This window comes from Streptomyces sp. SID3212, from assembly GCF_009865405.1.
Lineage (GTDB): Bacteria > Actinomycetota > Actinomycetes > Streptomycetales > Streptomycetaceae > Streptomyces.
The window spans coordinates 1-15,849 of the sequence record NZ_WWJY01000002.1 but is presented as its reverse complement, the minus strand read 5'-3'; the positions used below and the strand labels follow the sequence as shown (position 1 = coordinate 15,849).

Genomic DNA, 15,849 nt, shown 5'->3' with positions numbered 1-15,849 from the left:
GGCGGCCCGGCTCGGCGGCGGCGAGAAGGCCCGCGCGCGGCACACGGCGCGCGGCAAGCTGCTGCCGCGCGACCGCGTGGACACACTGCTGGACCCCGGCTCGCCCTTCCTGGAGCTCGCTCCTCTCGCGGCGGAGGGGATGTACGGCGGGTCCGCGCCGGCCGCCGGGGTGATCGCCGGGATCGGCCGGGTCAGCGGCCGTGAGGCGGTGATCGTCGCCAACGACGCGACGGTCAAGGGCGGCACGTACTACCCGATGACGGTGAAGAAGCACCTCCGCGCCCAGGAGATCGCGCTGGAGAACCGGCTGCCGTGCCTGTATCTGGTGGACTCGGGCGGTGCCTTCCTGCCCATGCAGGACGAGGTCTTCCCCGACCGGGACCACTTCGGGCGGATCTTCTACAACCAGGCGCGGATGTCCGCCGCCGGGATCCCGCAGATCGCCGCCGTGCTCGGCTCGTGCACGGCCGGCGGGGCGTACGTCCCGGCGATGAGCGACGAGGCGGTCATCGTCCGGGGCCAGGGCACGATCTTCCTGGGCGGCCCTCCTCTGGTGAAGGCGGCGACGGGCGAGGTCGTCACGGCGGAGGAGCTGGGCGGCGGCGAGGTCCATTCCCGTACGTCGGGGGTGACGGACCATCTCGCGGAGGACGACGCGCACGCGCTGCGGATCGTCAGGACGATCGTCTCCACGCTCCCCGCGCGCGGCGCGTTCCCCTGGGACGTCGAGCCGGTCGAGGAGCCCAAGGTGGACCCGGCGGGGCTGTACGGAGCGGTGCCGGTGGACTCCCGTACGCCGTACGACGTCCGTGAGGTCATCGCGCGCATCACGGACGGCTCGCGGTTCGCGGAGTTCAAGTCCGAGTTCGGTACGACGCTGGTGACGGGCTTCGCCCGGATCCACGGCCATCCGGTCGGGATCGTTGCCAACAACGGGATCCTGTTCTCCGAATCCGCCCAGAAGGGCGCGCACTTCATCGAGCTGTGCGACCAGCGCGGCATCCCGCTGCTCTTCCTCCAGAACATCTCGGGATTCATGGTCGGCCGGGCGTACGAGGCCGGCGGCATCGCCAAGCACGGCGCGAAGATGGTCACGGCCGTGGCGAGCACGCGCGTGCCGAAGCTGACGGTGGTGGTCGGCGGCTCGTACGGAGCGGGCAACTACTCGATGTGCGGCCGGGCCTACTCGCCCCGCTTCCTGTGGATGTGGCCCAACGCCAAGATCTCCGTGATGGGCGGCGAGCAGGCGGCGTCCGTGCTGGCGACGGTGAAGCGGGACCAGCTGGAGGGCCGGGGCGAGGAGTGGCCGGCGGCGGAGGAGGAGGCCTTCAAGGACCCGATCCGCGCGCAGTACGAGACCCAGGGGAGCGCCTACTACGCGACGGCCCGTCTGTGGGACGACGGCGTGATCGACCCGATGGAGACCCGCCAGGTGGTGGGTCTTGCCCTGACCGCGTGTGCCAACGCCCCGCTGGGTGAGCCCGGCTTCGGCGTCTTCCGGATGTGAGGGTGGGAATGTTCGACACGGTTCTGATCGCCAACCGCGGCGAGATCGCGGTGCGTGTCATCCGTACGCTGCGACAGCTCGGGGTGCGGTCGGTCGCGGTGTTCAGCGACGCGGACGCGGACGCGCGGCATGTGCGGGAGGCCGACACGGCCGTACGGCTCGGTCCCGCCGCGGCCTCGGAGAGCTACCTGTCCGTGGAGCGGCTGCTGGAGGCAGCGGCGCGCACGGGCGCGCAGGCGGTGCACCCGGGATACGGCTTCCTCGCGGAGAACGCGGAGTTCGCGCGGGCGTGCGCGGCGGCCGGCCTGGTCTTCATCGGGCCGCCCGCCGACGCCATCGCGCTGATGGGCGACAAGATCCGCGCGAAGGAGACGGTGCGGGCGGCGGGCGTCCCGGTCGTGCCTGGATCGTCGGGCAGCGGGCTGACGGACGCCGAACTGGCCGCCGCCGCCCGGGAGATCGGCATGCCGGTGCTGCTCAAGCCCTCGGCGGGCGGCGGCGGCAAGGGCATGCGGCTGGTGCGCGCGGAGTCCGCGCTGGCGGAGGAGATCGCGGCGGCCCGGCGCGAGGCGCGCTCCTCCTTCGGGGACGACACGCTGCTGGTGGAGCGGTGGGTGGACCGCCCGCGCCATATCGAGATCCAGGTCCTGGCGGACGGGCACGGGAACGTCGTGCACCTCGGCGAGCGCGAGTGCTCGCTCCAGCGCCGCCACCAGAAAGTCATCGAGGAGGCCCCGTCCGTCCTGCTGGACCCGGCGACACGCGCGGCGATGGGCGAGGCGGCGGTCCAGGCGGCCCGGTCGTGCGGGTACGCGGGCGCGGGCACGGTCGAGTTCATCGTGCCGGGCGGTGACCCGGGGTCGTACTTCTTCATGGAGATGAACACCCGCCTCCAGGTCGAGCACCCGGTGACGGAGCTGGTCACGGGCCTGGACCTGGTGGAATGGCAGCTGCGGGTCGCGGCCGGGGAGGAACTGCCCTTCGCCCAGGAGGACATCACCCTCACGGGACACGCGGTGGAGGCCCGTATCTGCGCGGAGGACCCGTCCCGGGGCTTCCTTCCCACCGGGGGTACGGTCCTGTCGCTGCGCGAGCCCTCGGGTGACGGCGTGCGGACGGACTCGGGGCTGAGCGAGGGCACGGACGTCGGCAGTGCGTACGACCCGATGCTCTCCAAGGTCATCGCGTACGGCCCCGACCGCGCCACGGCGCTGCGGCGGCTGCGGGCGGCCCTGGCCGACACGGTGACGCTGGGCGTACCGACCAACGCCGGTTTCCTCCGCCGTCTCCTGGCCCATCCGTCGGTGGTGGCGGGCGACCTGGACACCGGGCTGGTGGAGCGGGAGGTGGCGGGCCTGCTGCCGGCCGGGGTGCCGCCGGAGGTGTACGCGGCGGCGGCGGCCGTACGGCAGGCCGCGCTGGAGCCCGTCGCGTCGGGAGGGTGGGTGGACCCCTTCTCCGTACCGAGCGGCTGGCGTCTCGGCGGCACACCGGCGCCGGTCGTCCATCCCTTGCGGGTGACGGGACTCGAACCCGCGATACACGAGACGCTCCCCACGGACCGCTTCCGGGTGGAGCCCGACCGGGTCACGGTCACCGTGGACGGGGTGACGCACACGTTCCATCGGGCCGGCACGTGGCTCGGCCGGGACGGCGACAGCTGGAACGTGACGGACCACGACGCGGTGACGGCCGCCCTCCTCGGCGCGGCCGGGGCGGGCGGGACCCACTCGCTGACCGCGCCGATGCCCGGGACGGTCACGGTGGTGAAGGTGGCGGTCGGGGACGAGGTGACCACCGGGCAGAGCCTGCTGGTGGTCGAGGCGATGAAGATGGAGCACGTCATCTCCGCCCCGCACGACGGCACGGTCACCGAGCTGGACGTGACACCGGGGGCGACGGTCGCCATGGACCAGGTGCTCGCGGTGGTCACCCCGCCGGAGGCCCCGCAGGCCGAGGCCTCCCCCACGCCCGCCCCCGCCCCGCAGGAGGAGTCATGACCGAAGGACTGCCCATGGCCGTCCCCGCGCAGGGGCTGCCGGCCCGGATCCGGATCCACGAGGTCGGCGCGCGCGACGGCCTCCAGAACGAGAAGACGATCGTCCCGACCGCGCTCAAGGCGGAGTTCGTGCACCGCCTCGCCGACGCCGGGCTGACCACCATCGAGGCCACCAGCTTCGTGCACCCGAAGTGGGTGCCCCAACTGGCCGACGCCGAGGAGCTGTTCCCCGCCCTCGCCGACCTCGGCGGGGTCGCCCTCCCCGTCCTGGTGCCGAACGCGCGCGGCCTGGACCGCGCGCTCGCCCTCGGCGCCCGCCGGGTCGCCGTGTTCGGCAGCGCGACCGAGTCCTTCGCGAAGGCCAACCTCAACCGGACGGTCGACGAGTCGCTGGCCATGTTCGCCCCGGTGGTGGCCCGTGCGCGCGAGGAGAAGGTCCACGTCCGCGGGTATCTGTCGATGTGCTTCGGCGACCCGTGGGAGGGTCCGGTGCCCGTCCACCAAGTGGTGCGCGTGGCCAAGGCGTTGATGGACCTCGGCTGTGACGAGCTGAGCCTCGGCGACACCATCGGCGTCGCCACGCCCGGGCATGTCCAGACCCTCCTCTCCGAGCTGAACGAGGAAGGAGTGCCCACCGACGTCATCGGGGTGCACTTCCACGACACGTACGGCCAGGCACTCTCGAACACCTTGGCCGCGCTCCAGCACGGAGTGACCACCGTGGACGCCTCGGCGGGCGGCCTGGGCGGCTGCCCGTACGCGAAGAGCGCCACCGGAAACCTCGCCACCGAAGACCTCGTGTGGATGCTCGACGGCCTCGGTGTGGAAACCGGCGTCGATCTCGGCCGGCTCACCGCCACCAGTGTGTGGCTGGCCGAACGGCTGGGCCGCCCCAGCCCCTCCCGTACCGTCCGCGCCCTCTCCCACAAGGAGTGACTGACCCGATGTCCCTGGACCACCGCCTCTCCCCCGAGCACGAGGAACTGCGCCGCACCGTCGAGGCGTTCGCGCACGACGTCGTCGCGCCCAAGATCGGTGACCTGTACGAGCGGCACGAATTCCCGTACGAGATCGTCCGCGAGATGGGGCGCATGGGCCTGTTCGGGCTGCCCTTCCCCGAGGAGTACGGCGGCATGGGCGGCGACTACCTCGCCCTCGGCATCGCCCTGGAGGAGCTGGCCCGGGTGGACTCCTCCGTGGCGATCACCCTGGAGGCGGGCGTCTCGCTCGGCGCGATGCCGGTCTTCCGGTTCGGCACGGAGGAGCAGAAGCGGGAGTGGCTGCCCCGGCTGTGCTCGGGCGAGCTGCTCGGCGCGTTCGGCCTGACCGAGCCGGACTGCGGGTCGGACGCGGGCGGGACCCGTACGACGGCGGTCCGGGACGGCGACGAGTGGGTGATCAACGGGACGAAGTGCTTCATCACCAACTCGGGCACGGACATCACGGGCCTGGTCACGGTCACGGCGGTCACCGGCCGCAAGGAGGACGGCCGTCCGCTGATCTCCTCGATCATCGTCCCGTCCGGCACTCCCGGCTTCACGGTCGCCGCCCCCTACTCCAAGGTCGGGTGGAACGCGTCCGACACCCGCGAACTGTCCTTCGTGGACGTCCGGGTGCCGGTGGCGAACCTGCTCGGCGAGGAGGGGCGGGGGTACGCGCAGTTCCTCCGCATCCTGGACGAGGGCCGGATCGCGATCTCCGCCCTCGCGACGGGCCTGGCGCAGGGCTGCGTGGACGAGTCGGTGTCGTACGCGAAGGAGCGCCACGCGTTCGGCCGCCCGATCGGTGCCAACCAGGCCATCCAGTTCAAGATCGCCGACATGGAGACGCGGGCGCACATGGCCCGGATCGGCTGGCGCGACGCCGCGTCGCGGCTGGTCCAGGGTGAGCCGTTCAAGAAGGAGGCGGCGGTGGCGAAGCTCTACTCGTCGACGGTCGCCGTGGACAACGCGCGGGACGCCACCCAGATCCACGGCGGGTACGGCTTCATGAACGAGTACCCGGTGGCCCGCATGTGGCGCGACTCCAAGATCCTGGAGATCGGCGAGGGCACGAGCGAGGTCCAGCGGATGCTGATCGCGAGGGAACTGGGCCTGCCCAACTGAGCCCTCCTCCCCCTCCTCCCCTCCCGTTTGACCTGAAGCGGAGTTGAGGTCCTACGTTCGTCCTCACCGGCCGGAAACGGACCGGCACCCGGATCTTCTCTTCCCACGGTGAGGACGGACGATGGAGTACTCCCACAGCGACGAGGAACTGCTCACCCAGCCGGTCGGCTACTGGAGCTCGACCGCCGGCAAGGCCGTCGTGACGGCCATCCGCGAGGGCCTGGCGGCGTTCGGCGTCACTCAGCCCCAGTGGTGGATCCTGGCTCAAGTGGCCACGAGCGAGAACGGCCGCTCCCGCGAAGAGGTACTGGCGGTCCTGTGGGGCTACCTGGAAGTGGGCGAAGCCCTCGCACCAGAAATCGACGCCCTCCTGGACCGGGGCCTGATCACCCCGGACCCCGAGGGCCGCCTGCATCTGACGGCGGAGGGGGACACGCTGTTCCAGAAGTGCGCGGCGTTCCAGAGGACGATGCGGGCTCGGGTGCACACGGGCATTACGGACGAGGAGTACCTCACCACCCTCAAGGTGCTCCAGCGCATAATCCACAACGTGGGCGCGAAGGCGTGGCATCACTAGCCGCAGCATGCGGGAGGAAGTGTGATCTCGGTTCGGGACCGGGCGGACGCTCGGTGCGTGTGGGCGTATCACCTCATGGGGCATGAGGCGCGGGCCTGTTCGGTGGTTGTCGGGCTGGGGAGTCATGACCTGGGGGTGGCCGACGTCGCCGTGGGGCTCTACCGGCGGGGCATGGCGCCGCTGATCCTGTTCACCGGGGCGACCAGTCCCACCACGCGGGAGCGCATGCCTCGCGGGGAAGCCGTTCACTACCGGGAGCGGGCGTTGGAGCTCGGTGTGCCCGGTTCTGTTGTGTTGGTGGAGCCTCGCGCTCGGAACACGGGGGACAACATCCGCTTCTCGCGGGCCGTGCTGGAGGAGGCGGGTGTTGACGTTTCCTCCGTGCTGTTGGTCAGCAAGCCGTACGAGGAGCGGCGCGCGTACGCCACCGCGAGCATGTGGTGGCCGGGCGTTGACATCGTGTGCGCGTCGGCTCCGATGACCTTCGAGGAGTATGTGACCTCGATCGGGGACGAGCGGCTGGTCGTCGACATGCTCGTCGGCGCGCTGCAACGGCTGTTGGTCTATCCGGATCAGGGGTTCATGACGAGACAGGTCGTCCCCGACGAGGTGACCGCCGCGTATGAGCGCCTGTGTCGCTCGGGGTTCACCAGTCGGCTCGTGGCGTAGGGCGCGAAAGGCGGGGGCTGGGCGTTCAAGGACGATCGGGGGCGGACCGCCACGGCGGACTCCGTTCGCGCCGCTGTCGCGTGCTCTGAGCACGTCCCGACCATCTCCACGTCGGCGGGCTACGCGGGGTCTCCGGAGTCGACCGGTCTCGATGCTTTCGCCTCGTGAGCGGTGAGGATGAGACATGCGCCCTCGCCCGACGCGACGTTGACCAACAGTGTGCTCTCTTCGCCGAAGCGCAAGGTGAAGAGCGGATCGAGCTCCAGCAGGAAATCGAAGCCCGCCCGGTCGTCGTCAGACAGCGGAGGATCAAGAATCACGCCGCACGGCCAGTCTCTTCCGGTGACACAGGCCGTCGCAAGCACAGCGAACTTGCCGAAGCAAGTCGATCGATTGGCCCACCACTCAAGCGTGGCGGTGCCCTCCCACCCGTCCATCGCTGAAGTCTCCCAGGCAGATGGACAGGCAAGCGTCAGCGGGTTACCGCTTGGAGCGCAGGATCGCGTTCCGAGCTCGTCGGACGGCACAGCGGATGTTGAACAGCAAGTTCAAGGTGCCAGCCACCATCGAGGATCGTTTCCAGAGACCCGCGGAGTGGCCGCGATGGGCGGTGAAGGTGAGGTCGGGTGATGTCACACCGGACGGGCGGCGGATGCTCCGGCGGCCTCTCGTAGTGCCTCCACCAGCGCGCGCGGCGCCGGCTCGGTCAGTGACAGGTCCCGTACCGCCGCGCAAATCGCCCTGACCGGCTGTGGGTTGCGCACCTCGCGCACGACCACGCCCGGATGGCGGGTGCCGGGGCCCACCCCCAGCAGTGGCATCAGGCCGATGCCGAGTCCGGCGGCCACGAAGCCCTGGGCCGTGGCGTAGTCCCCGCTCTCCACCACGAAGTCCGGGGTGAAACCCGCCGCCGCGCACGCGGTGAGGACCGGCTCCAGGCAGGGGCCCGGTGGCTCGCTGCCGACCCACGGCTCGTCGGCGAGATCGGCCAGGTCGAGTACGTCCCGGTCGGCGAGGCGGTGTCCGGCGGGCAGGACGGCGGCGTACGCGTCGTCGCGGAGGTGGAGGAGGTGGGGGACGTGGGGGACGTGGGGGAGGTGGGTGCTGTTGTTGGGTGGGGTTTGGGGGCTGATCATCAGGGCCAGATCCGCTCTGCCCTCCGTCACCTCGGCCAGCGGGTCCCCGGGGTCGCTCAGCCGCAGGTCGATCCGTACGCCCGGATGTTCCGCGCGGAAGCGGGCCACTGCGGGCGCGACCAGGGAGGCGCCCGCCGTGGCGAAGTAGCGGATCGCCAGCCGTCCCGTGCGCCCGGCGCGCAGTTCGGCCAGGGCGGTCTCCGCCTCGGCGACGTTCCTGCTGATGGTGGCGGCGTGCTCGGTGAGGAGCCGCCCGGCGGCGGTCGGACGTACGCCTCGCCCCACCCGTTCGAGCAGGGCGATCCCGGCCTGTTTCTCCAGCGCTGCCACCTGCTGGCTCACGGCGGACGGGGTGTACCCGAGGTGCGCGGCGGCGCCGGTCACCGAGCCGCTGCTGACCACGGCCATCAGGACCTGCATACGTCTCACGTCAAGCATGTAGCTGAGCTTAAACGTTGTGTAGTTTCTTTCGCTTGTCCTACTGGGTGGGGCTCGGGCAGCGTTCGTGTGGGGCAACCGGGCAACCCGGCGGCCGGGCGCGCCCGGATGAGTGACCAGTAGGGGGAGACATGGGGATACGTAACGGACCCGGCGCCGCCTGGGTCAGGCTGGCCGTGCTCGCGCTGCTCTGGGGATCGACCTTCCTGTGGATCCGGCTGGCCCTCGACGGTCTGACCCCGGTCCAGGTCACCGTCGTCCGCTGCGCCCTCGGCGCGCTCGTCCTCGCGGTCCTGTGCTTCGCGCGCGGGCAGCGGCTCCCGGGCGGGCGGCGGACCTGGCGTCACATCGTCGTGGCCGCCTTCTTCTGCAACGCCCTGCCGTTCGGGCTCTTCAGCATCGGGCAGCAGACGGTGAGTTCGGGGCTGGCCGGCGTCCTGAACGCCACCACTCCCCTGTGGTCGCTGCTCATCGGTCTCGCCCTCGGCACCGAGCGCGGCCTGCGCCCCGTCCGGGTCGCCGGCCTCGTGACCGGGTTCGCCGGTACGGTGCTGATCTTCGCGCCCTGGCAGCAGGGCGGGGCCACGAGTTGGGGCGCTCTCGCCATCCTGGGCGCGGCGGCGAGCTACGCCGTGGCCTTCACGTACATGCAGCGCCACCTCGTCGGGAAGGGCGTGTCGACCCTGTCCCTCGCCACGGCCCAGCTCCTCGCCGCGACGGGACTGACCGCGCTCGCCCTGCCCGCCGGTGGCCTGGAGTCCCCGTGGGGCAGCCCCACGGCCCTCGTCGCGGTGGCGGTCCTCGGGATCTTCGCGACGGGCGTCACCTTCTTCCTCACGTACCGGATCATCGCGGACGAGGGCGCCACCGACGCGGCGACCGTCGGCTACCTGCTGCCTGTGGTTTCCGTCCTGCTGGGGGCGCTGGTGCTCGGCGAGGATCTCGGGCTCCGGGGGATCGCCGGAATGGCCGTCGTGCTCGCGGGGGTGGCGATGACCCGACGCCGGGGAGCGGCGATGACACGGCAGCGGGGAGCGGCGGGGCGCCCCGACGACCCGGCTTCGGGGGGAGCCGGACGGGCGCCGGGGGTTCTCGGACCGAACCCCCGGCGCCGTACCCTCCTCAGCCGAAAGCCATCAGGCACCCGAGTGCCGTCAGGCGCCCGAAAGCCGTCAGGCCGCCGAACCCGTCACTCCGCCGGCCACGGCACCAGCGGCGAGCGGTAGTAGTCGATCCCCAGCGCCGTCATCCGGGGCCCCTGCGCCGCCAGCCGCGCCTTGAAGGCGGACCAGTCGTGCGTCACCGCCGGGGACCAGCCCAGCTCCGCCACCCCCTGGAGCCTCGGGAACGTCATCGTCTCCAGGTGGTCGCTCGTCGAGAGCGTCTCCGTCCACACAGGCGCCTCCACGCCGAGGATCGCGCTCGCCGGCACCCCGGACGCGGCGAGATACGTCGCCGGATCCCAGTCGTACGCCCGGTCGACCTCGATGTACCCGGCCCACGTCTGGCCCAGCACGGTCGACGGGTCGTACTTCATGTCCAGGTAGACCCGGTCCGCCGGGGAGAGGACCAGCCGCGTGCCGCTCTTCGCCGCCGCCGCGACCTGCTCCCGCACCGCCGCGCTCGTACGGTCGCGGCCCCAGTACTGCGCGACCGCGCCCTCGACGGGGTGGGCGCCGGTCAGCTCGTGCCAGCCCACCACCGTCTTGCCGTACTTCGCCACGACGGCCTGCGCCTTCTCCATGAAGGTCACATAGTCCTCGTGGCTGGTGGCGTGCGTCTCGTCGCCGCCGACGTGGAGGTAGCGGCCGGGGGTGAGCGCGGCCAGTTCGCGGACCACGTCGTCCACGAAGTCGTACGTCACCGCCTTCGGCACGCACAGCGAGCTGAACCCGACCTGCGTGCCGGTGTAGAGCGGCGGCGCGACGCCGTCGCAGTTCAGTTCCGCGTACGAGGCGAGCGCCGCGTTCGTGTGGCCCGGCATGTCGATCTCCGGGACGACCTCCAGGTGGCGTGAGGCCGCGTACGCGACCAGCTCGCGGTACTGCGCCTTGGTGTAGTAACCGCCCGCGCCACCGCCGACCTGGGTGGACCCGCCGTACGTCGCCAGCCGTGGCCAGGAATCGATCGCGATCCGCCACCCCTGGTCGTCGGAGAGGTGCAGATGCAGGGTGTTGATCTTGTAGAGCGCCAACTGGTCGATGTAGCGCTTCACTTGACCGACCGTGAAGAAGTGCCGCGAGACGTCGAGCATCGCGCTTCGGTACGCGTACCTGGGCGTGTCCGTGATCGTGCCGCCCGCGACCGTCCACGGGCCGCTCTGCCGGCTGCTCTTCTCGACCGTGGCGGGGAGCAGTTGGCGCAGGGTCTGCACGCCGTGGAAGAGCCCGGCGGGGCGGTACGCGGTGATCGTGACGCCGGTGCGCCCGGACTCCAGCCGGTAGCCCTCGTCCCCGAGGCCCCGGTCGCCGGGGCCGGTGGCCAGCCGCAGCCGGATACCGCCTCCGGGGCCGAGCCCGAGGTCGGGGACGACCGGCAGGGCGTATCCGGTGGAGGGGCGCAGGACGCCGGCCAGGTACGAGCCGACGGCACGCGCGGCCTTGGCCTGCCCGGGGCTCGCGACGACCCCGATCCAGGTGAAGGGGGTGATCGTGTACGGGGAGCCGCCCGGCCGGACGGACGCCGGTACGGGGACGACGTCACCGAGGGAGCGGACGGTGGGGGTCGGGGAGGCGGGCCGTTCGGAGGGCGCGGGCGCTGCGGCGACGGAGGAGATCCCGGCGGCCACCACCAGCAGGAGCGATCCGAAAAGTCTGAACAACGTTCTGTGCTGTCTCACAAAGGTGTCCCTTCGACAGGGCGACGAGGTACTCACCTGTGGGGGTGCGGACGGCCGAACCTCTCCATGGGACCCGCCCGTGGCGGCGGCGGTCAAGACGTCCTACTGCGCCAGTCCCCCACCCCGCCCTCAGGAGACTCCGACCACTTCCTGCCCGAATTCGGGCAGAAATGTTGCGTATGGCGGCGCGCACCAGCAGTATCAACGGGTGCTCGAACGACGCCCGTCGCACGACGACCTCATCGACCACTTGGTCCGCAGCACCGCGCTCCAGCGCGGTGAGGCCGCCCGGGTGATCCTCGACGTGCTGGCCTACTTCGACGAGACGACCGAGGAATTCGTACGCCGCCGCCACCGGGAGATGCAGGCCGGGGGCGCCGTGAACGCGGAGATCTTCGAGCGGATCGCGGCCGAGCTGCCGTACCGCGCGGTGGCACCGCCGGAGCTCTCGCTCCGGCAGCTGCGCCGCATCGTCTACGGCTAGGCGCGGTGAGGTACGGCTGGGTGCGGTGAGGTACGGCTGGGTGCGGTCGGGAACGACTGGGTGCAATCAGGGCGGATCAGGCAAACCAGGAGGGGCAGAGACTGTCATGTGCGGAATCGTCGGTTACATCGGAAAGCGTGATGTCGCACCACTGCTGCTGGAGGGCTTGCAGCGGCTGGAGTACCGGGGGTACGACTCCGCCGGCATCGTCATCACCGGCAAGCCGGCCGCGGGCAAGGCGGCCACGCTGCGGATGGTCAAGGCCAAGGGCCGCGTCCGCGAGCTGGAGGCCCGGGTCCCCAAGCGGTTCGCCGGTACGACCGGCATCGCGCACACCCGCTGGGCCACCCACGGCGCCCCCAGCGACCACAACGCGCACCCCCACCTGGACAGCGAGGGCAAGGTCGCGCTCGTCCACAACGGCATCATCGACAACGCCTCCGAGCTGCGCGCGAAGCTGGAGGCCGACGGGGTGGTGTTCGCCTCCGAGACCGACACCGAGGTCCTGACACACCTGATCGCCCGCTCGCAGGCCGAGACGCTGGAGGAGAAGGTCCGCCAGGCCCTCCGGCTGATCGAGGGCACGTACGGCATCGCCGTGCTGCACGCCGACTTCCCGGACCGCATCGTGGTCGCCCGCAACGGCTCCCCCGTCGTCCTCGGCATCGGCGAGAAGGAGATGTTCGTCGCCTCCGACGTCGCCGCGCTCGTCTCCCACACCCGCCAGGTCGTCACCCTCGACGACGGCGAGATGGCCACCCTCAAGGCCGACGACTTCCGTACGTACACGACGGAGGGCTCCCGTACGTCCGCGACGCCGACCACCGTGGAGTGGGAGGCCGAGTCGTACGACATGGGCGGCCACGACACGTACATGCACAAGGAGATCTCGGAGCAGCCCGAGGCGGTGGACCGGGTGCTGCGCGGGCGGATCGACGACCGTTTCTCCACCGTCCACCTGGGCGGGCTCAATCTCGACGCCCGCGAGGCGCGCGGGGTGCGGCGGATCAAGATCCTGGGCTGCGGCACGTCGTACCACGCGGGCATGATCGGGGCGCAGCTGATCGAGGAGCTGGCCCGGATCCCGGCGGACGCGGAGCCGGCGTCCGAGTTCCGCTACCGCAACCCGGTGGTCGACCCCGACACCCTGTACGTCGCGGTGTCCCAGTCGGGTGAGACGTACGACGTGCTGGCCGCCGTCCAGGAGCTCAAGCGCAAGGGCGCGCGGGTGCTCGGGATCGTGAACGTCGTCGGTTCGGCGATCGCCCGGGAGACGGACGGCGGGGTGTACGTGCACGCGGGCCCGGAGGTCTGTGTCGTCTCGACCAAGTGCTTCACCAACACCGTGGTCTCCTTCGCCCTGCTGGCGCTGCACCTGGGCCGGATCCGCGACCTGTCGGTCGCCGACGGCAAGCGGATCATCGCGGGGCTGCGGAAGCTGCCCGCCCAGATCGCCGAGATCCTCGCGACCGAGGGCGACATCGAGAAGCTGGCGGGTGAGTACGCGCACTCCCGGTCCATGATGTTCATCGGGCGGGTACGGGGCTATCCCGTGGCGCGCGAGGCGTCGCTGAAGCTCAAGGAGGTCTCGTACATCCACGCCGAGGCGTATCCGGCCTCCGAGCTCAAGCACGGTCCGCTCGCGCTGATCGAGCCCGCGATGCCGACGGTGGCGGTGGTGCCGGACGACGACCTGCTGGAGAAGAACCGCGCGGCGCTGGAGGAGATCAAGGCGCGGGACGGGCGGATCCTGGCGGTGGCGCACCAGCCGCAGGAGAAGGCCGACCACACGATCGTCGTGCCGAAGAACGAGACGGAGCTGGACCCGATCCTGCTGGGCATCCCGCTCCAACTGCTGGCGTACCACACGGCGTTGGCGCTGGGCCGCGACATCGACAAGCCGCGGAACCTGGCGAAGTCGGTGACGGTGGAGTAGGCGCGGACACACTGGTGTGTCCGGTGCGCGGACGCTGGTGTGTCCGGTGCTGTACGGAAGCGTACGGGGTGTACGGAGGCGTACGGAGCGTCTCCTGACGCGCCCTCACGTGCCGGACGCGCCAGGAGCGGAGGGTCGGCGACGCCCGGCGCCGGCCCTCACCGCTGCTTAGCCGGCGGCCGTCACACCCCGGCCGGCAGCGCGTCGACGCGGAAGGGCGGTGGGCCACTTGGCGAGCGCGGCCGTCGCGCCGTACCAGGACGCCAGGCCCGCGAGGGCGGCGAGCCAGCCGCCGGCCTTGGCCAGGCCTCCGCTGTCCGCGAACTGGGCGACCCCGAGCAGGAGCAGCGCGACGGTCAGCAGGCCGTACGTGCCCTGGACGAGCGGGCCCGAGCCCGCGGCACCTATGGTGAGGCTGAGGGCGAGGAGCGCCCACAGGATCAGGAAGAGTCCGGCCGCGTCCGCGGAGACCTGTTCGCCCGCGCCGGTGCCCCAGGTGAACCAGAAGGCGCCGAGGCCCGCGAAGGCCGTACCGGTGAACGAGTCGCCCGCCCGGAAGGCGAACAGACCCGCGACGAAGAGCGCGACCCCGCCGACGTACAGGGCGAGGGTGACGGCGTCGGCCGCCGTCACCCCGTCCACGACGTCGGTGAGGCCGATTCCGAAGGCCAGCAGGGTGAGTCCCAGCGCGAGATGGCCGAGAACCGAAGTTGAGGTTGCGCTTCCCGCGGAGACGTCATTGTCCACGGCGGGCTCCCTTCACGAAGTGCGGGTGCTGTTGTCCCAGCGACCGTTATGTACCCTTCACAAGGGCGCAATCCACCTCTCGGAGTGAGTAAATTCACGCCGGGGGAAGGAAGTTGACGGACGATCAGCGTTTTCGGGCGCGGAACGCGGGAAGAACGGACGGCTTCACGGGACGACGGCCCGGACGATCACGACGGCCCGGACGATCACGGCGTACCGGATCGCGGCGTACCGGGACCACGCCTACGGAATGACCACCACGGGCCGCTGCGCGCGCCGCGCGAGACGGCCGGCCACCGAGCCGAAGATCCGCCCGACGATGCCGTGCGTCGACCCGACGACGATCGCGTCCGCCGAGTACTCCTGCCCGACCTCTTCCAACTCGTGGCAGATGTCGCCGCCGCGCTCCACCAGGATCCAGGGCACCTCGGCGAGATAGTCCGCGCAGGCCAGTTCAAGGCCGAGCACCTCGGTGCGGTGGTCGGGGACGTCCACGAACACCGGCGGCTCACAGCCCGCCCAGACCGTGGTCGGGAGCCGGTTGGCGACATGCACGATGATCAGGCCGGAGCCGAGCCGCCGGGCCATGCCGATGGCGTACGCGAGCGCCCGCTCACTGGAGGTGGAGCCGTCGAAGCCGACGACCACTCCGTGCCGGAAGGCGGGATCGCAGGAGGCGCGCGTCTGTTCCACCGCCAGCGGGTCCGACACGGGGTCGGCTACCTGCTTGCGGTCCGCGGGTTCAGGGATTTCGTGACCGGCCATGGGCGTCTCGGCGAAAGAGGTCCTCTTGGGAAAGGATCAACAAGTGGCGTGGTGTGCGGAGCATGTGACGGACCTGTGTCCTGTGTCCGGGAATCATCTTCCCAACTCCATACCCCCAAGGGTACGGCGACACTCCTCTCGTGCACAGAGTTCGCAGCCCCTTACGCGGCGTTTCAGGGAGCATGCACGAGGGCGCCCAGGATCGCAACGCCGGATGGCATCTACAGCTGTCCCGTGGAGTGACCGGAGTGACCGGAGGGGCGCGCTCCTCGTTGGCCATCGGCCACGCCGCCGCCGTCAAGGAGCTCCCGTGCCCGCACCGTCGACCGTCACGTCATCCGTTCGGGTGTCCGCCGAGTTGCCCGCCGGGAGCGCGGCGCCGGCGCCCGGCCGCGCCTCCGCCGAGAGCCGCGAGGACGCCGCCGGAATCCGCGAGGACGCCCTCCGCCCGTCGCGCTCGCCGGCGTCCGCCCGGCACCCCGCCGAGGCGGCCGACGATCTCCTCCGCTGGGCGGTGTTCAGCTGCCTGCTGGTCCCTGTCGTGCTCACCGTCTACGGGACGTCCTTCGGGGGGACCGCCTCGGCGGCGTTCGGCCTCGCGGCCGTGACCGCCGTCTGCCGGCTCCTGTTGCGGCGGTCGGAGCGGA

The 15,849-nt window shown here is 71.2% G+C and carries 14 protein-coding genes and 1 pseudogene; 10 read left to right on the top strand and 5 right to left on the bottom strand.

Annotated features, from left to right (window positions below; all coding sequences use genetic code 11):
• The 6 genes from GT042_RS00215 to GT042_RS00190 form a co-directional block, all read left to right on the top strand.
• Window positions 1-1,507: carboxyl transferase domain-containing protein (locus GT042_RS00215; protein WP_161306652.1), on the top strand; the 1,507-nt coding region annotated here is incomplete at its 5' end.
• Between the two features lie 8 nt (window positions 1,508-1,515).
• Window positions 1,516-3,507 carry an acetyl-CoA carboxylase biotin carboxylase subunit gene (locus tag GT042_RS00210; protein ID WP_161306651.1) on the top strand — a complete coding sequence of 664 codons (1,992 nt, stop codon included), beginning with the start codon at window positions 1,516-1,518 and terminating at the stop codon, window positions 3,505-3,507.
• Entirely contained in the window at window positions 3,504-4,442 is a 939-nt protein-coding gene (locus GT042_RS00205) for a hydroxymethylglutaryl-CoA lyase (protein ID WP_161306650.1), read from the top strand. The genes GT042_RS00210 and GT042_RS00205 overlap by 4 nt, the downstream gene beginning before the upstream one ends.
• An 8-nt stretch (window positions 4,443-4,450) precedes the next feature.
• Window positions 4,451-5,611, top strand: coding sequence for an acyl-CoA dehydrogenase family protein (locus tag GT042_RS00200; RefSeq protein WP_161306649.1), 1,161 nt, complete (start codon window positions 4,451-4,453; stop codon window positions 5,609-5,611).
• Window positions 5,612-5,732: 121 nt separating this feature from the next.
• Window positions 5,733-6,188 (top strand): MarR family winged helix-turn-helix transcriptional regulator, encoded by a 456-nt coding sequence (locus GT042_RS00195; protein WP_161306648.1) that lies wholly within the window; start codon window positions 5,733-5,735, stop codon window positions 6,186-6,188.
• A 21-nt stretch (window positions 6,189-6,209) separates the two neighbouring features.
• Window positions 6,210-6,857 carry a YdcF family protein gene (locus GT042_RS00190; RefSeq protein WP_161306647.1) on the top strand — a complete coding sequence of 216 codons (648 nt, stop codon included), beginning with the start codon at window positions 6,210-6,212 and terminating at the stop codon, window positions 6,855-6,857.
• A gap of 119 nt (window positions 6,858-6,976) precedes the next feature.
• Here the strand turns inward: GT042_RS00190 and GT042_RS00185 are convergent, their stop codons facing one another.
• Both GT042_RS00185 and GT042_RS00180 read right to left on the bottom strand, forming a co-directional pair.
• On the bottom strand, window positions 6,977-7,294 hold the full coding sequence (locus GT042_RS00185) for a hypothetical protein (protein WP_161306646.1): 318 nt from the start codon (window positions 7,292-7,294) through the stop codon (window positions 6,977-6,979).
• Window positions 7,295-7,489: 195 nt separating this feature from the next.
• Window positions 7,490-8,431, bottom strand: a complete 942-nt coding sequence (locus GT042_RS00180; protein ID WP_161306645.1) for a LysR family transcriptional regulator — start codon at window positions 8,429-8,431, stop codon at window positions 7,490-7,492.
• A 131-nt stretch (window positions 8,432-8,562) separates the two neighbouring features.
• Here GT042_RS00180 and GT042_RS00175 point away from each other — a divergent pair, with 131 nt between their 5' ends.
• On the top strand, window positions 8,563-9,657 hold the full coding sequence (locus tag GT042_RS00175; RefSeq protein ID WP_161306644.1) for a DMT family transporter: 1,095 nt from the start codon (window positions 8,563-8,565) through the stop codon (window positions 9,655-9,657).
• Here GT042_RS00175 and GT042_RS00170 read toward each other — a convergent pair.
• On the bottom strand, window positions 9,621-11,270 hold the full coding sequence (locus GT042_RS00170; RefSeq protein WP_161306643.1) for a beta-N-acetylhexosaminidase: 1,650 nt from the start codon (window positions 11,268-11,270) through the stop codon (window positions 9,621-9,623). The genes GT042_RS00175 and GT042_RS00170 overlap by 37 nt on opposite strands.
• A 208-nt stretch (window positions 11,271-11,478) precedes the next feature.
• Between GT042_RS00170 and GT042_RS00165 the strand changes: the two genes are divergently transcribed.
• Window positions 11,479-11,754, top strand: a complete 276-nt coding sequence (locus GT042_RS00165; RefSeq protein ID WP_161306642.1) for a hypothetical protein — start codon at window positions 11,479-11,481, stop codon at window positions 11,752-11,754.
• Window positions 11,755-11,860: 106 nt separating this feature from the next.
• Window positions 11,861-13,690: a glutamine--fructose-6-phosphate transaminase (isomerizing) gene (glmS, locus tag GT042_RS00160; protein ID WP_161306641.1), complete on the top strand. Its 1,830-nt coding sequence runs from the start codon at window positions 11,861-11,863 to the stop codon at window positions 13,688-13,690.
• Between the two features lie 168 nt (window positions 13,691-13,858).
• Here the strand turns inward: glmS and GT042_RS00155 are convergent, their stop codons facing one another.
• The gene (locus GT042_RS00155) at window positions 13,859-14,437 is read right to left on the bottom strand and encodes a GPR1/FUN34/YaaH family transporter (protein WP_161306640.1); all 579 of its coding nucleotides are present in this window, start codon (window positions 14,435-14,437) and stop codon (window positions 13,859-13,861) included.
• Between the two features lie 243 nt (window positions 14,438-14,680).
• Complete coding sequence (locus tag GT042_RS00150) at window positions 14,681-15,202, bottom strand: universal stress protein (RefSeq protein WP_161306639.1); 522 nt, start codon at window positions 15,200-15,202, stop codon at window positions 14,681-14,683.
• A 310-nt stretch (window positions 15,203-15,512) separates the two neighbouring features.
• On the opposite strand from GT042_RS00150, the pseudogene GT042_RS00145 reads away from it, so the two are divergent.
• Window positions 15,513-15,849, top strand: a pseudogene (locus GT042_RS00145) (hypothetical protein); the annotation flags it as partial.